Raw genomic sequence first — 23,037 nt, 5'->3', positions numbered from 1 at the left:
GGTTTATTAAGGATGAAGTGAAATCATGGACGACCAGAACATCCGCATTCGCCTTAAAGCGTATGATCATCGCGTGCTGGATAACAGCACGAAAGAGATCGTCAATACGGCGAAGCGTACGGGTGCGCGGGTTCGGGGTCCCATCCCCCTGCCGACGCATATTGCCCGGTTTACTGTGAATCGTTCACCGCATGTGGATAAGAAGAGCCGCGAGCAGTTCGAAATGAGAACGCACCGCCGGCTGCTCGACATTGTCGAGCCGACCCCGCAGACCGTGGACGCCCTCATGAAGCTCGATCTCGCCGCTGGCGTAGATGTCGAGATTAAACTCTAAGGTCCAGACGATGCGTACCGGATTGATTGCAAAAAAGCTGGGGATGACCCGGCTCTTTAAAGAAGACGGCACACATGTGCCGGTGACGGTGCTGCACCTTGATGCTGTCGAGGTTGTGGATGCCCGTACACAGGAGCGTGATGGCTATACGGCTGTCCAGCTTGGTATGGGGGCTGCAAAGGCCAAGCACGTCACAAAAGCGAACCGTGGGCATTTTGCCCGTGTGAAGGTTGAGCCCAAGAAGAAGCTGGCCGAGTTCCGTGTGGCAGAGGATGCCCTGCTGGAACCGGGGACGAAGCTTTCTGCTGCCCATTTCGTGGTTGGTCAGAAAGTGGATGTCACGGGCCGCAGCAAGGGTAAAGGTTTTGCTGGTGTCATGAAGCGCCACAACTTTGCCGGTCTTGAGGCGACACACGGCGTGTCCATCAGTCACCGTTCTCACGGCTCTACAGGTCAGCGCCAGGATCCTGGCAAGGTCTTCAAGGGCAAGAAGATGGCTGGTCACCTCGGTGACAAGCGCGTGACAACACAAAACCTCGAAATTGCTGCTGTGGATGAAGAGCGTAACCTGATCATGGTGCGCGGTGCTATCCCAGGTGCCAAGAACAGTGTTGTTCTGGTTCGCGATGCAATCAAGAAGGCCCGTAATGCGGACGCGCCATATCCGGCAGCGACCGTTGAGGCCGCCGGGTGAGGGATATGGAATACGATATCAAAACCCTCGAAAACGGAAGTGCCGGTAAAATCGCACTGCCGGAAGAGATTTTCGGGATTGTTCCCCGCAAGGACATCATGGCCCGCGTCGTGAACTGGCAGCTTGCCAAACGTCGTGCTGGCACACACGCAACAAAGGGCAGGGGTGTCGTTTCTGGCACAACCAAGAAGCCGTATCGCCAGAAGGGGACAGGTTCTGCCCGTCAGGGCTCTCTGAGAGCTCCGCAGTTCCGTACCGGTGGTGTTGTGCATGGTCCGGTCGCCCGTGATCATGGTTTCGACCTCCCCAAGAAGGTGCGTCGTCTCGGGCTGCGCTCTGCCGTTTCCCAGAAGGCTTCTGAAGGCAAGCTGATCATTCTGAAGGATCTGGCTGGCGTTGAGAAGACCCGTGAGGCTGCTGCCCGTCTGAAGGCTCTTGGCTGCTCGTCTGCGCTGATCGTAGATCAGGTTGCTGACCAGCCGTTTGCCCGTGCGATTGCCAATCTGCCCAAGATCGATCTCCTGCCCACGATCGGGGCAAATGTTTATGATATTCTCAAGCATGATGTGCTGGTGATTACCCACGCTGCTCTTGAGGGTCTCAAGGAGCGTCTGGCATGACAACGAAAACAGTTCTGAATGCACGCAAGGCGGCTGCTGGCCTGTCTCAGGAAGCTCTGTTTGATGTGCTGCGTGCACCGCTGATCACTGAAAAGGCAACCATGGCTTCTGAGAAGAACCAGGTTGTGTTCAAGGTGGCTCTGGAAGCAACGAAGCCGCAGATCAAGGTCGCTGTCGAGAAGCTTTTCAACGTCAAGGTGGCTGGTGTCAGCACCCTGATCCAGAAAGGTAAGACAAAGCGCGTCAAAGGTCGTCCGGGTCGCCGTTCTGACATCAAGAAGGCGTATGTCCAGCTTGCTGAAGGTCAGTCAATTGACCTCACAGCGAAGCTTGGTTGAGGCGCGGGGTAAGATACCATGGCATTGAAGCACTTTAATCCCACGACACCAAGCACTCGTGGTACCGTGCTGATTGACCGGAGTGAGCTCTGGAAGGGCAAGCCCGTCAAGCAGCTTACGGAAGGCAAGAACAAGACTGGTGGCCGTAACAACTACGGGCGTACAACCGTGCGCTTCCGTGGCGGCGGGCACAAGCAGTCCTACCGTTATGTTGATTTCAAGCGTCGCAAGTTCGATGTTGTCGGCACGGTCGAGCGTCTGGAATATGACCCGAACCGTACGGCCTTCATCGCACTGGTCCGCTATGAGGATGGTGAGCTGGCCTATATCCTGGCTCCGCAGCGCGTGAAGGCTGGTGACCGTGTGGTTGCTGCCCATCATGCTGACGTCCGTCCGGGCAACGCCATGCCGCTGGCTTCCATGCCGGTTGGTACGATCATCCACAACATCGAGCTGAAGCCCGGTGCTGGTGGCAAGCTGGCCCGTTCGGCTGGCAACTATGCCCAGCTCGTTGGCAAGGATGCCGGTTACGCACAGATCAAGCTGCAGTCCGGTGAGCTGCGTATCGTGCGTGCCGAGTGCATGGCAACTGTTGGTGCGGTTTCCAACCCGGACAACATGAACCAGCACTTTGGTAAGGCAGGTCGTCGTCGCTGGATGGGGCGTCGTCCACACAACCGTGGTGTGGTCATGAACCCCGTCGACCATCCGCATGGTGGTGGTGAGGGTCGTACCTCTGGTGGCCGTCATCCTGTCACACCGTGGGGTGTGCCGACCAAGGGCTACAAGACCCGTACCAACAAGAAGACGGACAGCCTGATTATCCGTCGTCGTAAAACCGGCAAGTAAGAGAGGGGCATAGAAGATGGCACGTTCCGTCTGGAAAGGCCCGTTCGTCGACGGGTATCTGTTTGGCAAGGCTGAGAAGGCCCGTGCATCGGGCCGGAATGAGGTGATCAAGATTTGGTCCCGTCGTTCCACCATCCTGCCGCAGTTCGTCGGGCTGACGTTCGGCGTCTATAATGGTCAGAAGTTCCTGCCTGTGCAGGTGACGGAGCATATGGTCGGTCATAAGTTTGGTGAGTTCTCACCCACCCGTACTTATACCGGTCATGGTTCCGATAAGAAGTCGAAGCGAGGCTGAGCATGAGTAAGCCTAAGCATATCCGTACCCTGGCTGATACAGAGGCACAGGCTGTTGCCCGCAACATCCGTGTCAGCCCGCGCAAGCTGAATCTGGTTGCTGCCACGATCCGCAACCAGCCGGCAGGCAAGGCAATCGCTGCGCTGACGTTCTCCCGTCGCCGTATCGCCCAGCAGGTCAAGAAGGCTCTTGAGAGTGCCGTGGCCAATGCAGAAAACAATCATCAGCTTGATGTTGACAAGCTGGTGGTGAAGACTGCTGAGGTTGGCAAGTCGATCGTGATGAAGCGCTTCCATGCACGGGGCCGTGGTCGTTCTGCTCGTGTTGAGAAGTTTTTCAGCCACCTGAAGATTGTTGTTGCTGAGCGCGCTGAAGCTGAGGAAGCTCCGAAGGCCGGCAAGAACTCAAAAGAGCAGAAGGCAGCCTGATCTATGGGACATAAGGTTAATCCGATCGGGCTTCGGCTCGGTGTCAATCGTACATGGGACAGCCGCTGGTATGCAGGCGGGGATTATGCCCGTCTGCTCCATGAGGATCTGAAGCTGCGCTCTTTCCTGCGCAAGAAGCTTTCGGGTGCTGGTGTTTCCCGTGTGGTCATCGAACGTCCTGCCAAGAAGCCTCGTGTGACGATCTACGCCGCACGTCCTGGCGTGATCATCGGCAAAAAGGGTCAGGACATTGATGCCCTGCGCAAGACCCTCAGCGCCATGGCCAAGGCTGATGTCGCTTTGAATATTGTCGAGATCCGCAAGCCGGAAATCGATGCGACTCTGGTGGCAGACAACATCGCCCAGCAGCTGGAGCGCCGTGTGGCCTTCCGCCGTGCGATGAAGCGCTCCATCCAGTCTGCAATGCGTCTGGGTGCCCAGGGTATCCGCGTGACATGCAGTGGACGTCTTGGTGGCGCCGAGATCGCTCGTGACGAGCAGTATCGTGAGGGTCGTGTACCGCTGCATACGCTGCGTGCCGACATCGACTATGGGACTTCTACAGCGCACACCACTTACGGTTCCTGCGGCGTGAAGGTCTGGATCTTCAAGGGTGAGATCCTGGCTCACGACCCGATGGCCCAGGACCGTCGTGCTGCGGAGCAGGCTCCTCAGCGTTAAGGGGCGGGGGCTTCCCCCGTCTTTTATCCGAGGTGCTTGATGTGAGGATAGAAAATCATGCTTTCTCCAAAGCGGACAAAGTTTCGTAAGGCCCACAAGGGCCGCATTCATGGGATGGCCAAGGGCGGTACGCAGCTGAATTTCGGTGCGTATGGTCTGAAGGCTCTGGAGCCTGAGCGTATCACGGCTCGTCAGATCGAGGCATCCCGTCGTGCCATCACGCGTGCCATGAAGCGTGCCGGACGTGTCTGGATTCGTATTTTTCCTGACACTCCGGTCTCGACAAAGCCGGCAGAAGTGCGTATGGGTTCCGGTAAAGGTAACCCCGAGTACTGGGCAGCCCGTGTGAAGCCGGGTCGTATCCTCTTCGAAATTGAAGGGGTGCCGCCGGAGGTTGCTCGCTTGGCTCTTAGCTTGGCAGCTGCAAAACTGCCGATCAAGACCAAGTTCATTCAGCGTATCGGGGAGGCTTGAGAATGGCTGAGACGACCTATAAGGTTGCCGAGCTGCGCGCAAAGAGCGAGGATGAGCTCAAGGCTCTCCTGCTGGATCTGAAGCGTGAGCAGATCAACCAGCGTTTCTCTGCGGCTACAGGCCAGTCCGAGAACACCAGCCGTGTCAGGATCGTGCGTCGTGCTGTCGCCCGCATCAAGACACTGCTGAACCAGTCGAAGAACCGTGCGGGCGCAAAAACGTCCGCCGCCAAGTCCTGAGAGGAGACGGACGATGCCCAGGCGCGTCCTGACAGGGCGGGTGACAAGTGACAAGATGGACAAGACGGTGACCGTTCTTGTTGATCGTCGTGTCATGCATCCGCTCTATAAAAAGTTTATCCGCCGTTCCAAGAAGTATGCAGCGCATGATGGCGCCAATGCATGCAAGGTTGGTGATGTGGTCCGCATCGTTGAGTGCGCACCTCTCTCCAAGCGTAAGACGTGGACGGTCGTTTCCCGTAATGGAGTCGATGTTGCCGAGGCCGCTTCGACTTCTGTCGGCGCATAAGGGGGTAGACACATGATTCATCCCGAGACCAACCTTGACGTAGCTGACAACTCCGGTGCACGTCGGGTGCAGTGCATCAAAGTGCTGGGTGGCTCCAAGAGGAAGACCGCCTCGGTCGGCGACATCATTGTCGTATCCGTCAAGGAAGCAATTCCCCGCGGGAAGGTGAAGAAGGGTGACGTCCATCAGGCTGTCATCGTTCGCACATCTTACCCGGTGCGTCGTGCAGATGGCTCCGCCATCCGCTTTGACCGGAACGCTGCTGTCCTGCTGAACAAGCAGCAGGAGCCGATTGGTACGCGTATTTTTGGCCCGGTTGTTCGTGAGCTGCGTGCCCGCAAGTTCATGAAGATCATCTCCCTGGCTCCGGAGGTGCTGTAATGGCTGCACGTATCAAAAAAGGTGATCAGGTTCTGGTCCTGACAGGGCGTTCCCGCGGTGTGCGTGGGGAAGTCCTTTCCGTTCTGCCGAAGGTGGAAAAGGCTGTGGTGCGTGGCGTGGCTGTTGCCAAGCGCCACTCCAAGCCGAACCGTATGGGCGAGGGTGGCGGCATCATCGAGCGTGAGATGCCTGTTCATCTGTCCAATCTGAAGCTGATCGACCCGAAGAGTGGTAAGCCGACCCGTGTTGGTTTCCGTGTTCTGGAAGATGGTCGCAAGGTCCGTGTTGCCAAGGTGACCGGCGAAGTGATCGAAGGCTGAGGAGCGAACGATGAGCGATAACAAGAGTGCCGTTCTGCCCCGTCTGCAGCAGGAATATCAGGACAAGCTCCGCGCCAAGCTGCGTGAGCAGTTCGGGTATAAGAGCGACATGCAGATCCCCAAACTGGAGAAAATTGTCCTGAACATGGGGGTCGGTGAGGCTGCTGCTGACCAGAAGAAGCTGGATGCCGCTGTTGAAGAGATGGCTCTGATCTCTGGTCAGAAGCCGGTCAAGACTGTGGCACGCAAGGCTGTTGCGGGCTTCCGTATTCGTGAAGGGCTGCCGATCGGTTGTAAGGTAACGCTGCGCAAGGCTCGCATGTACGAGTTCCTGGATCGTCTGGTGACGATCGCCATGCCGCGTATCCGTGACTTCCGCGGTCTTCCGGCGAACAAGGGCTTTGATGGCCGTGGCAATTTTGCCATGGGTCTGAAAGAGCAGATCGTGTTCCCGGAAATTGATTATGACAGGGTTGATGCCATCCGTGGTATGGACATCATCTTTGTGACAACGGCAAAAACTGATGAAGAAGCGAAGGCTCTTCTGAAGGCATTTGATCTGCCGTTCGTGTCCTGAGCGACAATTTTTCGTATCAATCACGGGAAAATGGACTTTCCCCCTTCACATGAGGGGGGAGTTTCCGTTACAAGTCCGGTGATTGGAAAACCGTCGGGATAGGCCTGACAGGTTCCGGGAGAAGATTCGAGATGGCGAAAGTCTCTGCGGTGAACCGTAATAATCGTCGTGCTGCCATGGCGCAGCGTGACCTTGAAAAGCGGACCGCTCTCAAAAATACTATCAAGAACCGCTCTCTCTCCATGGAGGAGCGTTTCGAAGCGACACTTAAACTGGCCAAGCTGCCGCGTAATGGGTCCCAGACCCGTGTGCGCCTGCGTTGCAAACTGACCGGTCGTCCCCGTGGGAACTACCGCAAGTTTGAACTGTGCCGTATTGCTCTGCGTGACCTTGCTTCTACGGGGCAGATCCCCGGCATGGTCAAGTCCAGCTGGTAAAAGGGTAGTCTGAATGTCTATGTCTGATCCTTTGGGTGATATGCTCACCCGGGTCCGTAACGCTCAGCGTGCCCGCCATGCTGCCTGCGTTGCTCCGGCGTCCAAGCTGCGTGCCAGTGTTCTTGAAGCACTGAAACGCGAAGGATATATCCGCGGTTACACGACCGAGGAAGTCCGCAAGGGCATTTCCCAGTTCCGTATCGAGCTGAAGTACACAGATGGTCAGCCGGTGATCCGCGAGATCCATCGCGTGTCCCGTCCGGGTCGCCGTGTGTACTCCAAAATCAAAGAGCTGCCGCGTGTTTATGCTGGTCTGGGTGTTTCCATCCTCTCCACGCCGCGCGGTGTTCTTTCAGACGTCGAGGCTCGGGCTGCCAATGTTGGTGGCGAGATCCTCTGCCGCGTCTTCTAAGGAGGGAATATGTCTCGCGTAGGTAAATATCCTATTGACCTCCCCGCAGGCGTGGAAGCAGCTGTCAAGGACGGTATGTTCTGCGTCAAGGGTAAACGTGGTGAGCTCAGCGTGCCGGTATCTTCTCATGTTGATGTGAAGATTGCCGACGGCAAGGTTACCGTGTCTCCGCTGGGTGGTCGTACCAACAAGAGCTGGACGATGTGGGGGACATCCCGCGCGGTGTTCGCCAACATGATCAAAGGTGTCTCTGAGGGCTTCCAGAAGGGGCTTGAGATCCAGGGTACGGGTTTCCGTGCTGCTGTTCAGGGTTCCAATCTGGTCATGAACCTCGGTTTCTCTCACGATGTGATCTATCCGATCCCGTCCGATGTGAAAATCACGACGCCCCGCCCGACAGCCATTCTGGTTGAAGGTAACGACAAGCAGCGCGTTGGTCAGGTAGCTCTGGATATCCGCAGCTTCCGCAAGCCCGAGCCTTACAAGGGCAAGGGTGTCCGGTATGAGACCGAAGTTCTGCGTCAGAAAGAAGGTAAGAAGAAGTAATGGCATCGCTGCAAGGATTGCAGGAACGCCGCCGCAAGCGGCTGCGTTTCCAGCTTCGTCGCAAGAGCGGCGGCCGGCCGCGTTTGTCGGTCTTCCGTTCCAGCAAGAATATCCACGTCCAGGTCATCGACGATGCCCGTGGAATTACGCTGGCCAGCGCCTCTACGCTTGAGAAGAGTGTTCGTGAAGCCGGTAAAACGGGTGCGAATATCGCAGCAGCTACCGTTATCGGTAAGCTCGTTGCTGAGCGCGCTGTCAAGGCTGGGGTCAAGGAAGTCGTGTTCGACCGTGGCTCCTATCTCTATCATGGCCGGGTGAAAGCCCTGGCAGAGGCTGCCCGTGAGGGCGGGCTGTCTTTCTAAGGAGGATCACACATGGCACGTGAGCCAAGAGAAGGCGGCCGTGGTGGTCGTGAGCGCGAGCAGGGTGATGAGCTGGTTGACAAGCTGGTAACCATCAACCGTGTCGCCAAGGTTGTTAAGGGTGGTCGGCGTTTCGCCTTCGCGGCTCTGGTCGTTGTTGGCGACCAGAAGGGTCGTGTCGGTTACGGTGCTGGCAAGGCCCGTGAGGTGCCGGAAGCCATTCGTAAGGCAACCGAGCGCGCCCGTCGCAACATGATCCGTGTACCGATGAAAGAAGGCCGGACTCTGCATCATGATGCAGTGGGCCATTTCGGTGCTGGTGAGGTTGTCGTCCGTGCAGCTGAGGCTGGTACGGGGATCATCGCTGGTGGTCCGATCCGTGCTGTCTTCGAGAGCCTGGGCATCAGCGACGTTGTTGCCAAGAGCCTCGGGACCCGGAACCCGCACAACATGATCAAAGCTGCTTTCAACGCTCTTGAGCGTGCAAGCAGCCCGCGTCAGGTTGCGGCCCGCCGTGGCAAGAAGACATTCGAGCTGTTCGGACGTCGTGAGCAGTCAGAGACGGAGGCTGCCAATGTCTGAGACAAAAGGCAAGACAATCCGGGTGACGCAGATCGCTTCTGTGATCGGTTCCAAACCGGGTCAGGCGGAAACGGTGAAGGGGCTGGGCCTGCGTGGCATCGGTTCCAGCCGTGAGCTGGAGGATACCCCTTCTGTCCGTGGCATGATCCGCAAGGTGTCCCACCTGGTGAAGGTGGAGGGTTGATATGAACCTGAATGAATTGCGCGACAACGCCGGGGCACGCTATCACAAGAAGCGTCTCGGGCGTGGTATCGGTTCCGGCAAGGGCAAGACCTCCGGAAAGGGTCACAAAGGTCAGAAGGCACGCTCCGGCGTGGCCATCAATGGCTTTGAGGGTGGTCAGCTGCCGATCTATCGCCGTATGCCGAAGCGTGGCTTCGTCAACATTTTCCGCAAGGAATATGCTGCGGTGAATATCGGTGCAGTGAGCAAGGCTCTGGAGGCTGGCAAGCTTTCCGCCTCTGCTCCTGTGACGGAAGAAGCACTGTACCAGGCTGGTCTGGTCGGTAGCCGCAAGGTTGCTGGTGTGCGTCTTCTGGCAAAAGGTGAACTGTCTCAAGGCGTGAACTTTGAAGTGTCCGGTGCCTCTGCTGCTGCTGTGGCTGCAGTGGAGAAGGCCGGTGGCTCTGTGAAGGTTCTGGCCGCAAAGAAGGATGCTCAGGCTGAAGCCTGAGCCTGTCCTGCCCAGCCTGCTGGGACGACGGTGAACTAGTGAACAGCGTCCCGTACGATGTGCGGTGGCGCTGTTTTCATGAAAGGACGGGGAGATGGCTTCTGCCGCAGAACAGCTGGCCGGTAACCTGAATATGGGTGCCTTCGCGAAGGCGACGGAGCTGAAAAAACGGATCTGGTTCACGCTGGGTGCGTTGATTGTTTATCGACTGGGAACATTCATCCCGGTTCCGGGGATTGATGCCTCTGTGCTGGGGCAGCTTGTTGGGGAGCAGCAGGGTGGCATCCTGGGCATGTTTGACATGTTCACGGGTGGCGCTTTGGGGCGCATGACCATTTTTGCTCTCAACATCATGCCCTACATCAGTGCATCCATCATCATCCAGCTTCTTTCCACGGCTTTGCCTTCCATGGAAGCGCTGAAGAAAGAAGGGGAGAGTGGGCGCAAAAAACTGAACCAGTATACCCGTTATCTGACGGTGCTGATCGCCATCGTGCAGGCCTATGGCTTTGCCATGGGGCTGAGCAGCATGCACACGCAGGCAGGGCTCAGTGCTGTCATCTCGCCGGGTCCGACTTTCCTCGTCTCTTATGTCGTGATGCTGGTAACGGGAACCCTGTTCCTGATGTGGCTGGGTGAGCAGATAACCTCCCGGGGTATCGGGAACGGTATTTCCCTGATCATTTTCTCGGGTATCGTGGCCAACCTGCCTCATGCACTGGGGAGCTTGCTGGAGCTGGGACGTACTGGAGCGCTGTCTCCGGTTTTTGTCGTGGTTTTCCTGCTGCTGGCGCTGGCTGTCATTGCCTTCATCGTGTTCATGGAGCAGGCACAACGGCGTGTCGTGATCCAGTATCCCAAGAGGCAGGTGGGTAACCGCATTTATGGTGGCGATTCCACGCACATGCCGCTGAAGGTCAATACAGCCGGGGTCATCCCGCCGATCTTTGCATCATCCGTTCTGCTGGTGCCGGCAACGCTGTCAGGCTTCATGCATAACAATGGTGGATTTCTGGGGCATGTCGGGCAGTGGCTTTCCCAGGGGCAGCCACTTTACATGGCATTTTATGCCTTCATGATCGTCTTTTTCTCCTATTTCTATGCTGCGGTAACCTTCAATCCTGAAGAGACAGCTGAGAATTTGAGAAAGCAGGGTGGTTTTGTACCGGGTATCCGACCGGGTGCGAATACGGCCCGTTATTTTGACCGGATTCTCTCAAGGCTGACGACTATCGGTGCCGCCTACATGGTGCTGGTCTGTCTGCTGCCGCAGTTCCTGATCAACAAATATAATGTGCCGTTCTATTTTGGGGGAACCAGTCTGATCATCATTGTCTCCGTGACGATCGATACGGTCACACAGGTCCAGTCCCATCTGGTGGCCCATCAGTATCAGGGGCTCATCCGCAAGCAGCGTGGCCGGAAGGGAGCCCGTGGCCGGGCGGGCAAGGAAAGAAGGAACTTACGGTGAACATCATTCTTCTTGGCCCGCCGGGTGCGGGCAAAGGGACACAGGCAAAACGTCTTGAAGACAGCCGGGGCATGAAGCAGATCTCAACAGGGGACATGCTTCGTGCCGAGGTGAAGGCGCAGTCACCGATTGGTATGGAGGTGAAGGCGTTGATGGAGAAGGGGCATTTTGTTCCTGATCCGATCATCGTTCAGATGATTGAAAACCGTATCGCTCAGCCTGACTGTGGAAAGGGTGTCATCCTTGATGGTTTCCCGAGGACTGAAAGCCAGGCAGAGATTCTGGACTCCATGCTGAAGGAGCAGGGGCTTAAGATTGATGCAGTCATTCTTCTGGAGGTCAGTGAGGAAGCGCTGGTGAAGCGTCTGTCTGAACGGCAGCATGAAGATGGCTCTCGCAGGGCTGATGATCATCCTGAGGTGATCCATGCCCGGCTGGAGATGTACCGGAAGCAGACGGCCCCCATCCTGCCCTATTATGAGCAGAACGGTCGTCTGAACCGCATTGATGGTATGCAGGATGTCGAAACAGTCGGGAGGGCGATTGATGCCATTCTCGATCGGGCAGGCTCCTGAATGAATGAGCTGATCACGAAAAAGTGATCTTTATGGTTTGACTTGTCTGGCAGGGCAGTATATTCGCCCAGCATAAGGTGAGCGTACGGCCCTGATGGTGGGGCTGGAATCGTTCTGAGGACCGACGCCGGTGAGCGGCCATGGTCCGGTCAGACAAAGATTTTTGTAAACACGGCTTTGGGCCGTGTGGATGGGAGAATTGGCGTGGCACGTATTGCCGGCGTAAACATTCCGACCAACAAGCGGGTGGTCATCGGTCTGCGCTATGTTTATGGCATTGGTCCTTCGAGCGCACAGGCTATCTGTGAGAAGCTCGGTATCGACAATGCCAAGCGCGTGAATGAGCTGTCTGATGATGAGGTGACGAAGATTCGTGACCTGATCGATAGCGATTATCGTGTGGAGGGTGATCTCCGTCGTGAGACGGCGATGAACATCAAGCGTCTGATGGACCTTGGCTGCTATCGTGGCCTGCGTCATCGTCGTGGTCTGCCGGTTCGTGGTCAGCGTACGCATACCAACGCCCGGACCCGCAAGGGTAAGGCTGTTGCCATTGCAGGTAAGAAGAAGGCAACGCGCTGATAGGCGCCGCTTCTTTCACCCTATCGCAGATTTAATAGGACAAGCATACTATGGCCAAGGCTGCCGCACCGCGTATCCGTAAGAAGGAACGTAAAAACATCATTTCCGGTGTTGCTCACGTTCTTTCCACCTTCAATAACACGATGATCACGATTGCTGATGCCCAGGGCAACGCCATCGCCTGGTCCTCCTCCGGCGCACAGGGTTTCAAGGGCTCCCGCAAGTCCACCCCGTATGCAGCTCAGGTTGCTGCCGAGGATGCAGGGCGCAAGGCCCGCGAGCACGGCATGGAAACGCTGGAGATTGAGGTTTCCGGTCCTGGTTCAGGGCGTGAGAGCGCTCTGCGTGCCCTTCAGGCTGTCGGGTTCACGATCACATCCATCCGCGACATGACGCCGGTGCCGCATAACGGTTGCCGTCCGCGCAAGCGTCGCCGCGTCTGATCTGGACGCAAAAATCTGGTAGGTCTGGCTGTCACGAATGGATGGTGCAGCCAGATTGACCTTGGTGAGTTCGTACCGCACGACAGTGCGGGCCTGGCACCGCCATCCTGTGGCGGGCTTCGTTGTTTGAAAGGCCATGATCTTGGTTCTCCAGAAAAATTGGCAGTCTCTCATCAAACCGGAGAAGCTTGAAGTCGAGCCTGGCCCGGTTCCTTCCCGTATGGCAACCATCGTTGCAGAGCCGCTTGAGCGTGGCTTTGGCCTGACGATGGGCAACGCCCTGCGTCGTATTCTTCTTTCCTCCCTTCAGGGTGCTGCTGTTACGGCCATCCAGATTGACGGGGTCCTTCACGAGTTCTCATCCGTTGCGGGTGTGCGTGAGGATGTGACCGACATCGTGCTGAATGTGAAGCAGCTTGCTTTGCGCATGCATGGTGAGGGCCCGAAGCGTATGGTTCTCACGGCAACAGGGCCGGGAGAAGTGAAGGCTGGGCAGATTCAGACGGGCCATGACATTGAGATCATGAATCCGGAGCTGGTGATCTGCACGCTTGACGATGATGTCAAGCTTGGCATGGAATTCACGGTGAACATGGGCAAGGGTTATGTCCCTGCTTCTGCCAACCGTCCGGATGATGCACCGATCGGGCTGATCCCCATTGATGCGATCTATTCGCCGGTGCAGCGTGTGTCTTACAAGGTGGAGCCGACCCGTGTTGGACAGGTCACCGACTATGACAAGCTGCTGCTGAGTGTCGAGACAAACGGAGTCGTCACTCCGGAAGACGCACTGGCACTGGCTGCCCGCATCATGCAGGATCAGCTTCAGCTCTTCATCAATTTCGATGAGCCGCGTCCGGTTCAGAATGAAGAGCCGCAGGATGATCTGCCGTTCAGCCGTCACCTTCTGCGTAAGGTGGATGAGCTTGAGCTTTCCGTGCGTAGCGCAAACTGCCTGAAGAACGACAATATTGTGTATATTGGCGACCTCGTGCAGAAGAGCGAGCAGGAAATGCTGCGGACTCCGAATTTTGGTCGTAAGTCGCTGAATGAGATCAAGGAAGTGCTCACAGGCATGGGGCTTTCGCTGGGGATGAATGTCCCGGCCTGGCCGCCGGAGAGCATCGAGGATCTGGCCCGGCGTCTCGACGAGACATTCTAAGAACCCCGGCTGGGAAGTTCGGGTAGAAGGATTAGGGAAACAACATGCGTCATAATCTGAGCGGACGTAAACTTGGCGTCACCTCCACTCATCGCGCTGCGATGTTCCGCAACATGGCTGTTGCGCTCATCAAGCATGAGCAGATCTCCACGACTCTGCCGAAGGCCAAAGAGCTTCGCCCGGTTGTCGAGAAGCTGATCACGCTGGGCAAGCGTGGCACACTTCATGCACGCCGTCAGGCTTTTGCCCAGCTGCGTGATGATGCCATCGTCACCAAGCTCTTCTCTGAGCTGAGCAAGCGTTATGCAGGCCGTGCAGGTGGCTACAGCCGTGTGCTGAAGGCTGGCGTCCGCTATGGCGACAATGCCGACATGGCCGTGATTGAGCTGGTCGAGCGTGATGTCGAGGCCAAGGGCAAAGATAGCGGCCCTGTTCAGAAAGAAGATCAGGAAGCTGCTTGAGCTTTTTCTCCAATGGGAGAATAAAGGAAAGGTCGGTGCCATCAGGCATCGGCCTTTTTTCACGGGGTAAGAGTACCCGATAGAAAAGCAGGTAATGCCATGAGTTCTAATCTGAAAGACGTAAGCAGCCCGATTCTGGGGATGGTGCAGGACGTAATTGAGGATCTGGTAATGGACCATCCTTGGGGATGGACTGGATTTGCTTTTTTCGTAGGGATACTTTTGGGCCGAAAGAAGAAGCCTTGTCAGGAGCAGCAGCCTTCCTGAAGGCACGGGACAGAATCATGTCCTCGTGGAAAGGCGTCTCTCTCCCCAGAGGAGAGGGCGCCTTTTTTGATGCGGTCAGTTTTTGTCTTTCTGGATGAAGCTGGGCAGGAAGGGATTGTCAGTCTGGAGGGAATCCTTGCTGGGTAGCTGGTCTGTGCTCCAGCCGCCACCAATATCGGTGATGAGGCGGATGACACTGTTGAGGCGCTGCTGTTGTATCTGAAGGCGGGATTCTTCATATTGCAGGGCTGTCTGCTGCGCCGTGATGACAGTGGTGTATATCTGTGTTCCGGCCAGATACTCGTTCATGGAGACTTCCACGGCCCGCTGTGCGCTCTCTACAGCCTGATTCTGGTAGGTCATCTGGTCGCCGAGATAATGCAGGTTGGAGAGCTGGTCCTCCGTATCCTGCAGGGCCTTCAGCACGACCTGTCTGTAATTGGCAACAGCGTTGTCGTAGTCGGCTTCGGCTTCCCGTACGGCAGCGGAACGGGCCCCACCATTGAAGAGGGTCTCGCTGGCGGCTGCACCGAGCGACCATGTGCGTGTTGCCAGCTGGATCAGATGCTGGATAGGATTTCCGCTGTAGCCATAGCTGGCTGACAGGGTGATCTGCGGATAGAAGGCCCCGATCTCGTACCCGATTTCAGCATTGTATCCTTCCATTTCCCGCTCGGCCTGGGCGATGTCTGGTCGCCTTTGCAAAAGGTCGGAGGGGAGGAACTGTGGAATGGGTGGCAGCGTGAAGGGCAGTGGTGCATGGGGAATGGTCAGGTCAGCCGGAGGACGGCCGATCAGCACGGCTATGGCATGCTCGTATTGGGCACGGGCCACATGGGCGTTGGCCAGACTGGCCTGGGTTGATTCCAGCTGGTATTTGGCCTGTAGCACACTGGTGGGGTCGGCGACACCGGCGGCCAGCTGGTTGCTGAGAATCTCCAGATTATGCTGGTACAGGCCGACATTGCGTGTGAAGAGGTCAATCAGGCTGTCCTGATAACGCAGGTTCATATAATCGGTGGCCAACTCCAGCTGGTAGGAGAGCTGCATGTTGGCCAGCAGGGCTGCGCTGGACTGTGTCGAGCTGACCTGCTGTTCTATCTGCCGCCGGATCATGCCCCAGACGTCAATCGTCCAGCTGGCACTGGGCCCCATGGTCCAGGTGTTGGTGGTGTTGACGAAGGTATGGGGTTCGGCATTCAGGCCGCTGATGGTCCTGCCCCCGCTGGAATTGCGGTTGAAGCCGAATTTGCCGTTGAGGGTAGGGAAAAGGCTGGCCCGCACGGAGTCGATCATGGCCCGTGCTTTGCGGTATTGCGCCTCATACTGCTTCAGGCTCTGGTTGGAACGGCTGACTTCCTCTTCCAGTCCGTTCAGCGTGGGATCATTGAAAACGGTCCACCAGTTTCCCTTGGGCATGTTGCTCATGGCCGGATTGGCTTTTGTCCAGCCCTCAGGTGGAGGGGCTTCTTTGAAGCGTGAGGAGATGATCGCTTTTGGCCGGTGATAATCCGGCCCGACCATGCAGCCCCCCAGTGTAGCAAGCAGGCCTGTTGTCAGAACGGCAGAGCGAAGGGCACGAAAGGGAAGCGACATGAAAATCCGGGCGTGATGATGGATAAGGTAATGTGTTGTGTGAGGAGGTATTATATCAGATGGAGGCACGTTCATGAGCATTATTACGTTTTTGGAATAAAGAATATCAGCGAGCTGAGGGAAGCCCGGTAAGGTGCTAGCGGTATCTTGTGGGGAAAGAAAGGCAGGATGTGATGTTTTGCATGACTGAGCCAGGATGGCAAAAGATGTGCAGTAGAATTTCTAACAAGCTCAGCCTGTCTGAATGTGGTGTGATGACAGGTCTGCATGTGAATGCCTATTCCTTCCGTCACAGGTCTGTCGGTCCCCACGCATGGCTGAATTTATGATTTCTTCATCGGTTTGATCCAAAAAAAGAATATATAAGATACGATGCATACAACCATCAGGTATTTCAGTCTTTCTGAAGCAATTTTCTCTCCAGGGAATGATTCGATCACATCTGTCATGGCGTATTGGAGGAGATTTTTGTTTTTCCAATACGGAGGGCAGATTACGTCATGTATGTTTCCTGAAGAGTGAACGCTGCACCCTGTGGCTCAGCCGGTCGAGTGACAGATAGACAAGTGGTGTCGTATAGAGTGTCAGAAGCTGGCTGAGGCAGAGCCCCCCCAGGATGGCGAGGCCAAGGGGCTGGCGCATTTCACTGCCATAATCACCACCGACAAGCAGTGGAACGGCTCCGAGGGCAGCGGCTGCCGTTGTCATGAGGATAGGGCGGAAACGCAGATGGCTGGCTGTGAGAATGGCTTCCTTTGCCGTCTTGCCCTGATGGCGGGCATGGGTGGCAAAGTCGATCAGCATGATGGCATTTTTCTTGACGATGCCGATGAGCAGAATGACGCCGATCAGGGTCAGAAGTGAAAAAGGCTGCCCGAACAGATCAACGGTCAACAGAGCCCCCACACCGGCAGAAGGCAGTGTGGAGAGAATCGTGAGTGGGTGGATCAGGCTTTCATACAGGATGCCCAGCACGACATAGACGGCTACCAGTGCTGTGAGGATCAGGAGTGGCTCCCGGCTGACGGATTTTTTCAGACTGGCGGCGTTGCCGGTGAATCCCCCCTGTATGGTGTGGGGAAGGTGAAGGCGGACCATGGTGCCTTCCACCGCCTGTATGGCGGGTCCCAGGCTGGCCCCCGGTGCCAGATTGAAGGAGATGGTCGTGGCGACAAATTGGCCTTGATGGTTGACAGCAAGCGGCGCATTGACTGCTTTCAGCGGTCCGAGCAATGGCAGGGGGACCATGGTTTCGCTGCTGGTGGTAACAGCCGAACCATTGGAGGCTGATCGGCCACCGGCCAGAGCATTGGCCACGGAATTCAGATAGGAAAGCTGGCTCTGCGACATGGTGGCAGGGCGGCTGCTGGCCCGGACACGGATGTTGTTGGACGCATAGGCCCCGTTGGCCGTTCCCCCTGTAACACTGACACGCATCTGTTCCAGAAAAGCGGGATCGGCCCAGAAAACGGGCGCAGCTTCCATGATGACACGGTACTGGTTGAGGGGCTCATAGATGATGGAGGCAGCCCGCTGGCCAAAGGCGTCGTACAGGGCGTTGCTGACAAGCTGTGGTGTGATGCTGTAGCGGGCCTCCATGTCCCGGTTGATGGCCAGCGTGATGCCACGGCCACCTTCCTCCACGTCGGAGGTCACGTCCGAGAGCATGGGCAGGTGGGAGAGCGCCGTCACGACCCGGGGTGTCCATTGATACAGCTCCTCCGCAGAGTCGCCCTGAAGGCTGTATTGATAAGCGCCGTCTGTTGATCGTGCCCCCCCGCCGATCATGCTGGGCAGGCGCAACCTGATGGAAAAACCGGCCCTGTGTCGGAATATGTGATTCAGCCGGCTGACCGTGGCGGAAATATCATCGTTCCGTTCGGCTTTTGGCTTCAGCGTGACGAAGAGATTCACGGAGTTGGCGGAACGCTTGCCCGGCCCCCCAATGACACTGACGACATCCGGGTCCTTTGCCAGCCGCTTTTCCACCCGGATGGTCAGGGCCTGCAAGGCATGGAAGGAAATGTCCTGGTCAGCTACCAGCCGTCCCATGAGCATGCTTTCATCCTGCTGGGGAAACAGTTCCTTCGGCAGGATGACGAAGAGCCAGCCTGCCAGCAGCAGGCTGAGAGGCAGGGAGAGCAGTACGGGTACGGGATGGCGCATGATGGCATGGAGTGACCTCATGTAGCCTGCTGTCAGCATCCGGAAGCCATCATCCAGCCTGGCCCCACACCAGCGCAGGCCTCGCCGGACCAGACTGGGGCGGTATCTGTCCCCCGGGGCGAGCAGCAGGGCCCCGAGCATGGGGGTCAGGCTGAGGGAGAGCAGCATGGAGACGCAGAGTGCCAGAATGATCGTCATGGCAAATTCGTGGAAGAACAGGCCGGATACCCCTTCCATGAGCAGGATGGGCACAAACACGACGATCAGCGACAGTGTGATGGAAATGACGGTGAAAATGACTTCTCCGGTGCCTTCTATGGCAGCCTGCTGGGCTGTCTTGCCCATTTCCCGGTGGCGGGTGATGTTTTCCAGCACGACGATGGCATCATCCACCACAAAGCCGGTCACGATAGTCAGGGCCATGAGCGACATGATGTCGAGCTGATAACCAAGGAGATCCATCAGGGCGAATGTGGTGACGATGGAGGCGGGAACAGTAATGGCCGGGATGAGGACGGCAATACCGTCCCGCAGGAAGAGCAGCACCACGAACACGACCAGAATGACGGACAGGATGAGCGTGCGCTGCGTATCGGCCAGAGAGGCCCGGATGGTGATGGACCTGTCCAGCTGGAGGTCCAGTTTCGTATTGCCCGGCAGGGCCGTGCGCAGCTGGGGCAGGCGGGCTTTCAGTCCATCGGTTGTTCTGATGACATTGGCCCCGCTCTGGGGATAGACGGTACAGATGATGTCCGGCTCACCGTTGACATAACCGGCCTGTCGGAGGTCCTCTGCACTGTCCACGACATCAGCCACGTCGGAGAGACGCACAGGCTGGCCGTTGCGGTAGGCGATGATGAGAGACCGGTAGGCACCTGCTTTCGTGGCCTGGTCGTTGGTGGCAAGGATGAGGCGCTGCCCCTGAAGCTCTATGAAGCCCTTTGGTGTATGGGCGTTGGCGGAGGTCAGGGCGGCCCGGATGTCCTCAAAGCCGATGCCGTAACGGAAGAGGCGCAGGGGGTTGATTTCCACCCGGACAGCAGGCAGCGCACTGCCATGGATGTCCACATTGCCTACCCCTTCGACCTGGCTGAGGCCGGGCATGATGACATTGTTGGCAAAATCATAGAGCTGCTGCGGCGTGCGGGTGGGTGAAGTCAACGAAAGGACCATGATGGGCGGCCCGTTTGCGTTGGCCTTCATGTAGCTTGGGTCGCTGCGCAGGGTGGTGGGCAGGTCCTGCCGTGCGGCCCGCAGGGCGGACTGTACATCCCGGGCAGCCCCGTCAATGTCCCGGGAGAGATCGAACTGGAGAAGAATCCGGGTCTGGTTCACGGTGGACTGGGAGGTGATCTCCCGGATTCCAGCGATGGCACCAAGGTGGCGCTCCAGTGGTTCGGCAATCGTGCTGGCGATTTCGGAGGGAGACCCGCCCGGCTGGTTGGCAATGACCATGACAACCGGAAAATCGACATCAGGCAGGTCGGAGACAGGCAGGTTCACATAGCCGATGCAGCCTGCAAGGAACATGGCCAGTGTCATGAGGATGGTGCCGACAGGCCGGGTGACGAAGAGGCGGATCAGACTCACGGTGTATCGGCAGGCAGGCCGCTGTCATCGGCTGAGGTCCGGAAGAAGCGCTTCACCCTCAGGCTGCACTGGTTCATGAAGAGATAGATGACAGGTGTGGTGAAAAGGGTGAGAAGCTGGGACAGCATCAGCCCGAAGACGATGGCCACGCCCAGTGGGCGGCGCAGCTCCGCCCCTGTCCCGACACTGAGAAGTAACGGCAGCGCCCCAAAGAGGGCAGCAAGGGTTGTCATGAGGATGGGGCGGAAGCGCAGCAGGGCGGCCTGGCGTATGGCTTCGGGAGGTGCCAGCCCGTCCTGACGTTCGGCCTGGAGGGCGAAGTCGATCATCATGATGGCGTTCTTCTTCACGATGCCGATGAGCAGCACGATGCCGATGATGCCCATGATGTCCAGCGGCATACCGAATGCGTACAGCCCGAGCAGGGCACCGATGGCCGCCGAGGGCAGGGTCGAAAGGATCGTCACGGGGTGGATGAAGCTCTCATACAGCACACCCAGCACGATATAAACGGCCACGATGGCAGCAACGACCAGCCCCAGCTCATTGGTCAGGGAATTCCGGAAGGCGGCTGCTGTCCCCTGGAAGGCTGTCTGGAATGTGGCGGGCAGGCCTATCTTCTGGCGGATATGGTCAATGGCTGTCGTGGCCTCCCCCAGCGCATGATGCGGTGCGACATTGAAGGAGATCGTCGTGGCGGGGAACTGCCCGTAATGGGTGATGAGCAGGGGAGACACGATGCGGGAAAGGCTCGTGACCTGGAGGAGCGGGACCAGTCCCGATGTGGGCTGGCGGCTGGGGCCGCTCGTGCTGCCTCCGGCCTCCGAAGAGATGCCGGGCAGATAGAGCTGGGAGAGGCTGCTTTCATGTTTCTGGAAGCGTGGGTCTGTCTCCAGAATCACGCGGTACTGGTTGGACTGCGTGTAGATTGTGGACACCTGCCGCTGGCCGAAACTGTCATAGAGCAGGTTGTCAACCGTCTGCGGGGTGATGGAGTAGCGGGCACCGTTGGTCCGGTCCAGCGTCAGCATGGCGGTCAGACCATCCGCCTGAAGGTCGGAGGTGACCCCTCCCAGAGAGGGTTCATGTTTCAGCGCATCAAGGAAGCGGGGCACCCAGAGGGAGAAGTCATCATAATCGGGTGTTTCCAGCAGGAACTGGTACTGCATGGCCGAAACGGATGATTCCAGTGAGAGGTCCTGTACGGGTTGGGTATAAAGGTGAACTCCCGGCAGGGCTGTGGCGGCTTTTTCCAGTCCGGCCTGTATCTCTGCCAGTGAGTGGGTCCGCATCTCCTTGGGCTTGAGATTGATGAGGAAACGGCCGGAATTGAGTGTCATGTTCTGGCCGTCAATCCCGATGAAGGAGGAGAGGCTGACAATATCCGGGTTCTGGAGGAGGAGCGCTCCCAGTTCGGCCTGCTTTTTCTTCATGCCTTCAAAAGAGATGTTGGCTGGCATGATGGAAATACCCTGGATCACTCCCGTATCCTGCGGGGGGAAAAAGCCTTTCGGGATGGACCAGGCCAGCAGGCCGGTCATGATGAGGCTGGCGAGCGTGGTGAGCAGTGTCAGGGGCTGGTGCCGCAGGACGATGCCGAGAGCATGGTCATAATGGCGGATGCACCAGTCCATCATCTGGCCGGTTTTTCGGGCGAACATGGCCAGACGACCTTCACGGCGGGTATGGCCATGTCTGGTGGGGCCATGCTCGCTCAGCATCCGGGCGCACATCATGGGCACGAGCGTGATGGAGACCAGGGCCGAGATGGTGATGGTGATGGCCAGCGTCATGGCGAATTCGTGGAAGAGACGGCCTACCACGTCACTCATGAAGAGCAGGGGAATGAGGACGGCGATCAGGGAGACGGTCAGGGAGATGATGGTGAAACCGATTTCCTTTGCGCCCTTCAGGGCCGCAGTGTAGCGGTCGTCCCCAGCCTCCACGAAGCGGGAAATGTTCTCGATGACCACGATGGCATCATCCACCACAAAACCGGAGGCGATGGTGAGGGACATGAGGGACAGATTGTCCAGCGAGAAGCCCAGCATGTACATCGCCGACAGGGTGCCGATCAGCGAGAGGGGGACGGAGAGACCCGGAATGATGGTGGCCGGAACATTGCAGAGAAAGACGAAGATGACCCCCACGACGAGCAGCATGGCCAGAACAAGCTCGAACCCCACATCCTTGACGGACGCCCGGATGGTGGTCGTGCGGTCGGTCAGGGGGATGATGTCGATGCCCGGTGGCAGTTCCTGTTTCAGGCGGGGGAGGATGGCCAGCACATTGTCCGCCACGGCAATGACATTGGCACCGGGCTGCCGCTGGATGTTGAGGATGAGAGCCGGTGTCCTGTTGGCCCAGGCGGCAAGCTGGCTGTTTTCTGCGCCCTCCACCACGCGCCCGACATCACGGAGGCGGATGGGCCCATTGTTCTGATAGGCGATGACCTGGTCCATCAGCTGTTCGACAGACTGTATCTGCCCGTCAATCCGCAGGGAGGTGGCGTGCTGGGGACCATCGAAGGTCCCTGTCGGAGAGTTGACGTTGACTGTGCCGATGATGGTCCGGACCGTATCCAGTGCAATGCCGTAGGAGGTCAGCTTTGGAACATTGATCTGCACCCGGTAGGCCTTGCGGTTGCCTCCAGAGAGCGTCACCAGCCCGACGCCGGAAATCTGGCTGATCTTCTGGACAAGCCGTGTGTTGACGTAATCCTCCACCTCCGGCAGCGGCATGATGCGGGAGGTGATGCCCAGCGTCATGACAGGCGTGTCCGCCGGGTTGACCTTGGCATAGATGGGGGGGGCAGGCAGGTCGCTGGGCAGCAGGGAGCCGACATTGTTGATGGCGGCCTGCACTTCCTGCTCGGCAATGTCCATCTTCATGTTCAGCCCGAAGCGCAACGTGATGACGGAGGCGCCGCCGGAGGACTGTGAGGTCATCTGGTCCAGCCCGGCCATCTGTCCCAGCTGTGTTTCCAGCGGGGCGGTGATGGAGGTGCTCATCACGTCCGGGCTGGCACCGGGATAGAAGGTGGAGACCGTGATGGTGGGATATTCCACTTCCGGCAGGGCCGAGATGGGCAGGAAGTGGTACCCCAGCACACCGGCCAGCATGATGGCCAGCATGAGCAGGCTGGTGGCAACGGGACGTTCGATGAAGATGCGCGAGGGATTCACGGGCTCG

At 57.7% G+C, this 23,037-nt stretch carries 30 protein-coding genes; 27 read left to right on the top strand and 3 right to left on the bottom strand.

What is annotated here, in order from left to right; translation table 11 throughout:
• The first annotated feature begins 25 nt into the window (after nucleotides 1-25).
• From rpsJ to rplQ, 27 genes are all read left to right on the top strand, one after another.
• Nucleotides 26-334, top strand: coding sequence for a 30S ribosomal protein S10 (gene rpsJ / locus DTI93_RS08465; RefSeq protein WP_018980179.1), 309 nt, complete (start codon nucleotides 26-28; stop codon nucleotides 332-334).
• A gap of 10 nt (nucleotides 335-344) precedes the next feature.
• A complete protein-coding gene (gene rplC, locus DTI93_RS08460; protein WP_043557830.1) occupies nucleotides 345-1,028 on the top strand; it encodes a 50S ribosomal protein L3 in 684 nt (227 codons plus the stop codon).
• Between the two features lie 5 nt (nucleotides 1,029-1,033).
• On the top strand, nucleotides 1,034-1,648 hold the full coding sequence (gene rplD / locus DTI93_RS08455) for a 50S ribosomal protein L4 (protein ID WP_043557831.1): 615 nt from the start codon (nucleotides 1,034-1,036) through the stop codon (nucleotides 1,646-1,648).
• 41 nt (nucleotides 1,649-1,689) lie between these two features.
• The gene (locus tag DTI93_RS08450) at nucleotides 1,690-1,986 is read left to right on the top strand and encodes a 50S ribosomal protein L23 (protein WP_181005181.1); all 297 of its coding nucleotides are present in this window, start codon (nucleotides 1,690-1,692) and stop codon (nucleotides 1,984-1,986) included.
• Nucleotides 1,987-2,004: 18 nt separating this feature from the next.
• Nucleotides 2,005-2,835, top strand: coding sequence for a 50S ribosomal protein L2 (gene rplB, locus DTI93_RS08445; RefSeq protein WP_081562856.1), 831 nt, complete (start codon nucleotides 2,005-2,007; stop codon nucleotides 2,833-2,835).
• A 16-nt stretch (nucleotides 2,836-2,851) separates the two neighbouring features.
• The gene (gene rpsS / locus DTI93_RS08440; protein WP_043557836.1) at nucleotides 2,852-3,130 is read left to right on the top strand and encodes a 30S ribosomal protein S19; all 279 of its coding nucleotides are present in this window, start codon (nucleotides 2,852-2,854) and stop codon (nucleotides 3,128-3,130) included.
• Between the two features lie 2 nt (nucleotides 3,131-3,132).
• Nucleotides 3,133-3,558, top strand: coding sequence for a 50S ribosomal protein L22 (gene rplV, locus DTI93_RS08435; RefSeq protein WP_043557837.1), 426 nt, complete (start codon nucleotides 3,133-3,135; stop codon nucleotides 3,556-3,558).
• A 3-nt stretch (nucleotides 3,559-3,561) separates the two neighbouring features.
• Nucleotides 3,562-4,239: a 30S ribosomal protein S3 gene (gene rpsC, locus DTI93_RS08430; protein ID WP_043557839.1), complete on the top strand. Its 678-nt coding sequence runs from the start codon at nucleotides 3,562-3,564 to the stop codon at nucleotides 4,237-4,239.
• Nucleotides 4,240-4,296: 57 nt separating this feature from the next.
• Entirely contained in the window at nucleotides 4,297-4,713 is a 417-nt protein-coding gene (gene rplP / locus DTI93_RS08425; RefSeq protein ID WP_043557840.1) for a 50S ribosomal protein L16, read from the top strand.
• Between the two features lie 2 nt (nucleotides 4,714-4,715).
• Nucleotides 4,716-4,952 carry a 50S ribosomal protein L29 gene (rpmC, locus tag DTI93_RS08420; protein WP_043557842.1) on the top strand — a complete coding sequence of 79 codons (237 nt, stop codon included), beginning with the start codon at nucleotides 4,716-4,718 and terminating at the stop codon, nucleotides 4,950-4,952.
• Between the two features lie 13 nt (nucleotides 4,953-4,965).
• Nucleotides 4,966-5,241, top strand: coding sequence for a 30S ribosomal protein S17 (gene rpsQ, locus DTI93_RS08415; protein WP_043557843.1), 276 nt, complete (start codon nucleotides 4,966-4,968; stop codon nucleotides 5,239-5,241).
• 12 nt (nucleotides 5,242-5,253) lie between these two features.
• A complete protein-coding gene (rplN, locus tag DTI93_RS08410; protein ID WP_043557844.1) occupies nucleotides 5,254-5,622 on the top strand; it encodes a 50S ribosomal protein L14 in 369 nt (122 codons plus the stop codon).
• Nucleotides 5,622-5,942, top strand: coding sequence for a 50S ribosomal protein L24 (gene rplX, locus DTI93_RS08405; protein ID WP_081562857.1), 321 nt, complete (start codon nucleotides 5,622-5,624; stop codon nucleotides 5,940-5,942). The genes rplN and rplX overlap by 1 nt, the downstream gene beginning before the upstream one ends.
• A gap of 10 nt (nucleotides 5,943-5,952) precedes the next feature.
• Entirely contained in the window at nucleotides 5,953-6,519 is a 567-nt protein-coding gene (gene rplE, locus DTI93_RS08400; protein ID WP_043557848.1) for a 50S ribosomal protein L5, read from the top strand.
• Nucleotides 6,520-6,650: 131 nt separating this feature from the next.
• Nucleotides 6,651-6,956, top strand: coding sequence for a 30S ribosomal protein S14 (rpsN, locus tag DTI93_RS08395; protein WP_043557849.1), 306 nt, complete (start codon nucleotides 6,651-6,653; stop codon nucleotides 6,954-6,956).
• A 13-nt stretch (nucleotides 6,957-6,969) separates the two neighbouring features.
• The gene (gene rpsH, locus DTI93_RS08390; protein ID WP_043557850.1) at nucleotides 6,970-7,368 is read left to right on the top strand and encodes a 30S ribosomal protein S8; all 399 of its coding nucleotides are present in this window, start codon (nucleotides 6,970-6,972) and stop codon (nucleotides 7,366-7,368) included.
• 9 nt (nucleotides 7,369-7,377) lie between these two features.
• The gene (rplF, locus tag DTI93_RS08385) at nucleotides 7,378-7,914 is read left to right on the top strand and encodes a 50S ribosomal protein L6 (RefSeq protein ID WP_043557852.1); all 537 of its coding nucleotides are present in this window, start codon (nucleotides 7,378-7,380) and stop codon (nucleotides 7,912-7,914) included.
• Nucleotides 7,914-8,276, top strand: coding sequence for a 50S ribosomal protein L18 (rplR, locus tag DTI93_RS08380; RefSeq protein WP_043557853.1), 363 nt, complete (start codon nucleotides 7,914-7,916; stop codon nucleotides 8,274-8,276). The genes rplF and rplR overlap by 1 nt, the downstream gene beginning before the upstream one ends.
• Before the next feature lie 12 nt (nucleotides 8,277-8,288).
• A complete protein-coding gene (gene rpsE, locus DTI93_RS08375) occupies nucleotides 8,289-8,858 on the top strand; it encodes a 30S ribosomal protein S5 (protein ID WP_043557855.1) in 570 nt (189 codons plus the stop codon).
• Complete coding sequence (gene rpmD, locus DTI93_RS08370; protein ID WP_043557856.1) at nucleotides 8,851-9,042, top strand: 50S ribosomal protein L30; 192 nt, start codon at nucleotides 8,851-8,853, stop codon at nucleotides 9,040-9,042. The genes rpsE and rpmD overlap by 8 nt, the downstream gene beginning before the upstream one ends.
• Before the next feature lies 1 nt (nucleotide 9,043).
• Nucleotides 9,044-9,532 carry a 50S ribosomal protein L15 gene (gene rplO, locus DTI93_RS08365; protein ID WP_043557858.1) on the top strand — a complete coding sequence of 163 codons (489 nt, stop codon included), beginning with the start codon at nucleotides 9,044-9,046 and terminating at the stop codon, nucleotides 9,530-9,532.
• Between the two features lie 94 nt (nucleotides 9,533-9,626).
• Nucleotides 9,627-11,003 carry a preprotein translocase subunit SecY gene (gene secY / locus DTI93_RS08360; RefSeq protein ID WP_043557860.1) on the top strand — a complete coding sequence of 459 codons (1,377 nt, stop codon included), beginning with the start codon at nucleotides 9,627-9,629 and terminating at the stop codon, nucleotides 11,001-11,003.
• A complete protein-coding gene (locus tag DTI93_RS08355; RefSeq protein WP_086442052.1) occupies nucleotides 11,000-11,578 on the top strand; it encodes an adenylate kinase in 579 nt (192 codons plus the stop codon). Before secY ends, DTI93_RS08355 begins: the two co-directional genes overlap by 4 nt.
• Nucleotides 11,579-11,782: 204 nt before the next feature.
• A complete protein-coding gene (rpsM, locus tag DTI93_RS08350) occupies nucleotides 11,783-12,160 on the top strand; it encodes a 30S ribosomal protein S13 (protein WP_043558318.1) in 378 nt (125 codons plus the stop codon).
• A 50-nt stretch (nucleotides 12,161-12,210) separates the two neighbouring features.
• On the top strand, nucleotides 12,211-12,603 hold the full coding sequence (gene rpsK, locus DTI93_RS08345; protein WP_043557862.1) for a 30S ribosomal protein S11: 393 nt from the start codon (nucleotides 12,211-12,213) through the stop codon (nucleotides 12,601-12,603).
• Between the two features lie 142 nt (nucleotides 12,604-12,745).
• Nucleotides 12,746-13,765 carry a DNA-directed RNA polymerase subunit alpha gene (locus DTI93_RS08340; protein WP_043558320.1) on the top strand — a complete coding sequence of 340 codons (1,020 nt, stop codon included), beginning with the start codon at nucleotides 12,746-12,748 and terminating at the stop codon, nucleotides 13,763-13,765.
• A gap of 44 nt (nucleotides 13,766-13,809) precedes the next feature.
• Nucleotides 13,810-14,226, top strand: coding sequence for a 50S ribosomal protein L17 (rplQ, locus tag DTI93_RS08335; protein WP_043557864.1), 417 nt, complete (start codon nucleotides 13,810-13,812; stop codon nucleotides 14,224-14,226).
• Between the two features lie 342 nt (nucleotides 14,227-14,568).
• Here rplQ and DTI93_RS08330 read toward each other — a convergent pair whose 3' ends face one another.
• From DTI93_RS08330 to DTI93_RS08320, 3 genes are all read right to left on the bottom strand, one after another.
• Nucleotides 14,569-16,089, bottom strand: a complete 1,521-nt coding sequence (locus tag DTI93_RS08330) for an efflux transporter outer membrane subunit (RefSeq protein ID WP_043558323.1) — start codon at nucleotides 16,087-16,089, stop codon at nucleotides 14,569-14,571.
• Nucleotides 16,090-16,587: 498 nt separating this feature from the next.
• Nucleotides 16,588-19,845 (bottom strand): efflux RND transporter permease subunit, encoded by a 3,258-nt coding sequence (locus tag DTI93_RS08325; protein WP_249080353.1) that lies wholly within the window; start codon nucleotides 19,843-19,845, stop codon nucleotides 16,588-16,590.
• Complete coding sequence (locus tag DTI93_RS08320) at nucleotides 19,842-23,030, bottom strand: efflux RND transporter permease subunit (RefSeq protein WP_284438451.1); 3,189 nt, start codon at nucleotides 23,028-23,030, stop codon at nucleotides 19,842-19,844. Before DTI93_RS08320 ends, DTI93_RS08325 begins: the two co-directional genes overlap by 4 nt.
• Nucleotides 23,031-23,037: the final 7 nt, after the last annotated feature.

Source organism: Parasaccharibacter sp. TMW 2.1884, from assembly GCF_023337695.1.
Classification (GTDB): Bacteria; Pseudomonadota; Alphaproteobacteria; order Acetobacterales; family Acetobacteraceae; genus Bombella; species Bombella apis.
This window is presented reverse-complemented; position numbering and strand designations above follow the sequence as displayed.

Excerpts from the sequence above, each read along its gene's own strand:
- DTI93_RS08330 (WP_043558323.1), bottom strand. The coding sequence starts at position 16,089 with ATGTCGCTTCCCTTTCGTGCCCTTCGCTCTGCCGTTCTGACAACAGGC.
- secY (WP_043557860.1), top strand. The coding sequence starts at position 9,627 with ATGGCTTCTGCCGCAGAACAGCTGGCCGGTAACCTGAATATGGGTGCC.
- rplD (WP_043557831.1), top strand. The coding sequence starts at position 1,034 with ATGGAATACGATATCAAAACCCTCGAAAACGGAAGTGCCGGTAAAATC.
- rpmD (WP_043557856.1), top strand. The coding sequence starts at position 8,851 with ATGTCTGAGACAAAAGGCAAGACAATCCGGGTGACGCAGATCGCTTCT.
- rpsK (WP_043557862.1), top strand. The coding sequence starts at position 12,211 with ATGGCCAAGGCTGCCGCACCGCGTATCCGTAAGAAGGAACGTAAAAAC.
- rpsJ (WP_018980179.1), top strand. The coding sequence starts at position 26 with ATGGACGACCAGAACATCCGCATTCGCCTTAAAGCGTATGATCATCGC.
- rpsQ (WP_043557843.1), top strand. The coding sequence starts at position 4,966 with ATGCCCAGGCGCGTCCTGACAGGGCGGGTGACAAGTGACAAGATGGAC.
- rplQ (WP_043557864.1), top strand. The coding sequence starts at position 13,810 with ATGCGTCATAATCTGAGCGGACGTAAACTTGGCGTCACCTCCACTCAT.
- rpsS (WP_043557836.1), top strand. The coding sequence starts at position 2,852 with ATGGCACGTTCCGTCTGGAAAGGCCCGTTCGTCGACGGGTATCTGTTT.
- rpsE (WP_043557855.1), top strand. The coding sequence starts at position 8,289 with ATGGCACGTGAGCCAAGAGAAGGCGGCCGTGGTGGTCGTGAGCGCGAG.
- rplC (WP_043557830.1), top strand. The coding sequence starts at position 345 with ATGCGTACCGGATTGATTGCAAAAAAGCTGGGGATGACCCGGCTCTTT.
- rpsC (WP_043557839.1), top strand. The coding sequence starts at position 3,562 with ATGGGACATAAGGTTAATCCGATCGGGCTTCGGCTCGGTGTCAATCGT.
- rplF (WP_043557852.1), top strand. The coding sequence starts at position 7,378 with ATGTCTCGCGTAGGTAAATATCCTATTGACCTCCCCGCAGGCGTGGAA.
- rplV (WP_043557837.1), top strand. The coding sequence starts at position 3,133 with ATGAGTAAGCCTAAGCATATCCGTACCCTGGCTGATACAGAGGCACAG.
- rplO (WP_043557858.1), top strand. The coding sequence starts at position 9,044 with ATGAACCTGAATGAATTGCGCGACAACGCCGGGGCACGCTATCACAAG.
- rplB (WP_081562856.1), top strand. The coding sequence starts at position 2,005 with ATGGCATTGAAGCACTTTAATCCCACGACACCAAGCACTCGTGGTACC.
- rplN (WP_043557844.1), top strand. The coding sequence starts at position 5,254 with ATGATTCATCCCGAGACCAACCTTGACGTAGCTGACAACTCCGGTGCA.
- rpsH (WP_043557850.1), top strand. The coding sequence starts at position 6,970 with ATGTCTATGTCTGATCCTTTGGGTGATATGCTCACCCGGGTCCGTAAC.
- rpmC (WP_043557842.1), top strand. The coding sequence starts at position 4,716 with ATGGCTGAGACGACCTATAAGGTTGCCGAGCTGCGCGCAAAGAGCGAG.
- rplE (WP_043557848.1), top strand. The coding sequence starts at position 5,953 with ATGAGCGATAACAAGAGTGCCGTTCTGCCCCGTCTGCAGCAGGAATAT.
- rplP (WP_043557840.1), top strand. The coding sequence starts at position 4,297 with ATGCTTTCTCCAAAGCGGACAAAGTTTCGTAAGGCCCACAAGGGCCGC.
- rplX (WP_081562857.1), top strand. The coding sequence starts at position 5,622 with ATGGCTGCACGTATCAAAAAAGGTGATCAGGTTCTGGTCCTGACAGGG.
- rpsN (WP_043557849.1), top strand. The coding sequence starts at position 6,651 with ATGGCGAAAGTCTCTGCGGTGAACCGTAATAATCGTCGTGCTGCCATG.
- rplR (WP_043557853.1), top strand. The coding sequence starts at position 7,914 with ATGGCATCGCTGCAAGGATTGCAGGAACGCCGCCGCAAGCGGCTGCGT.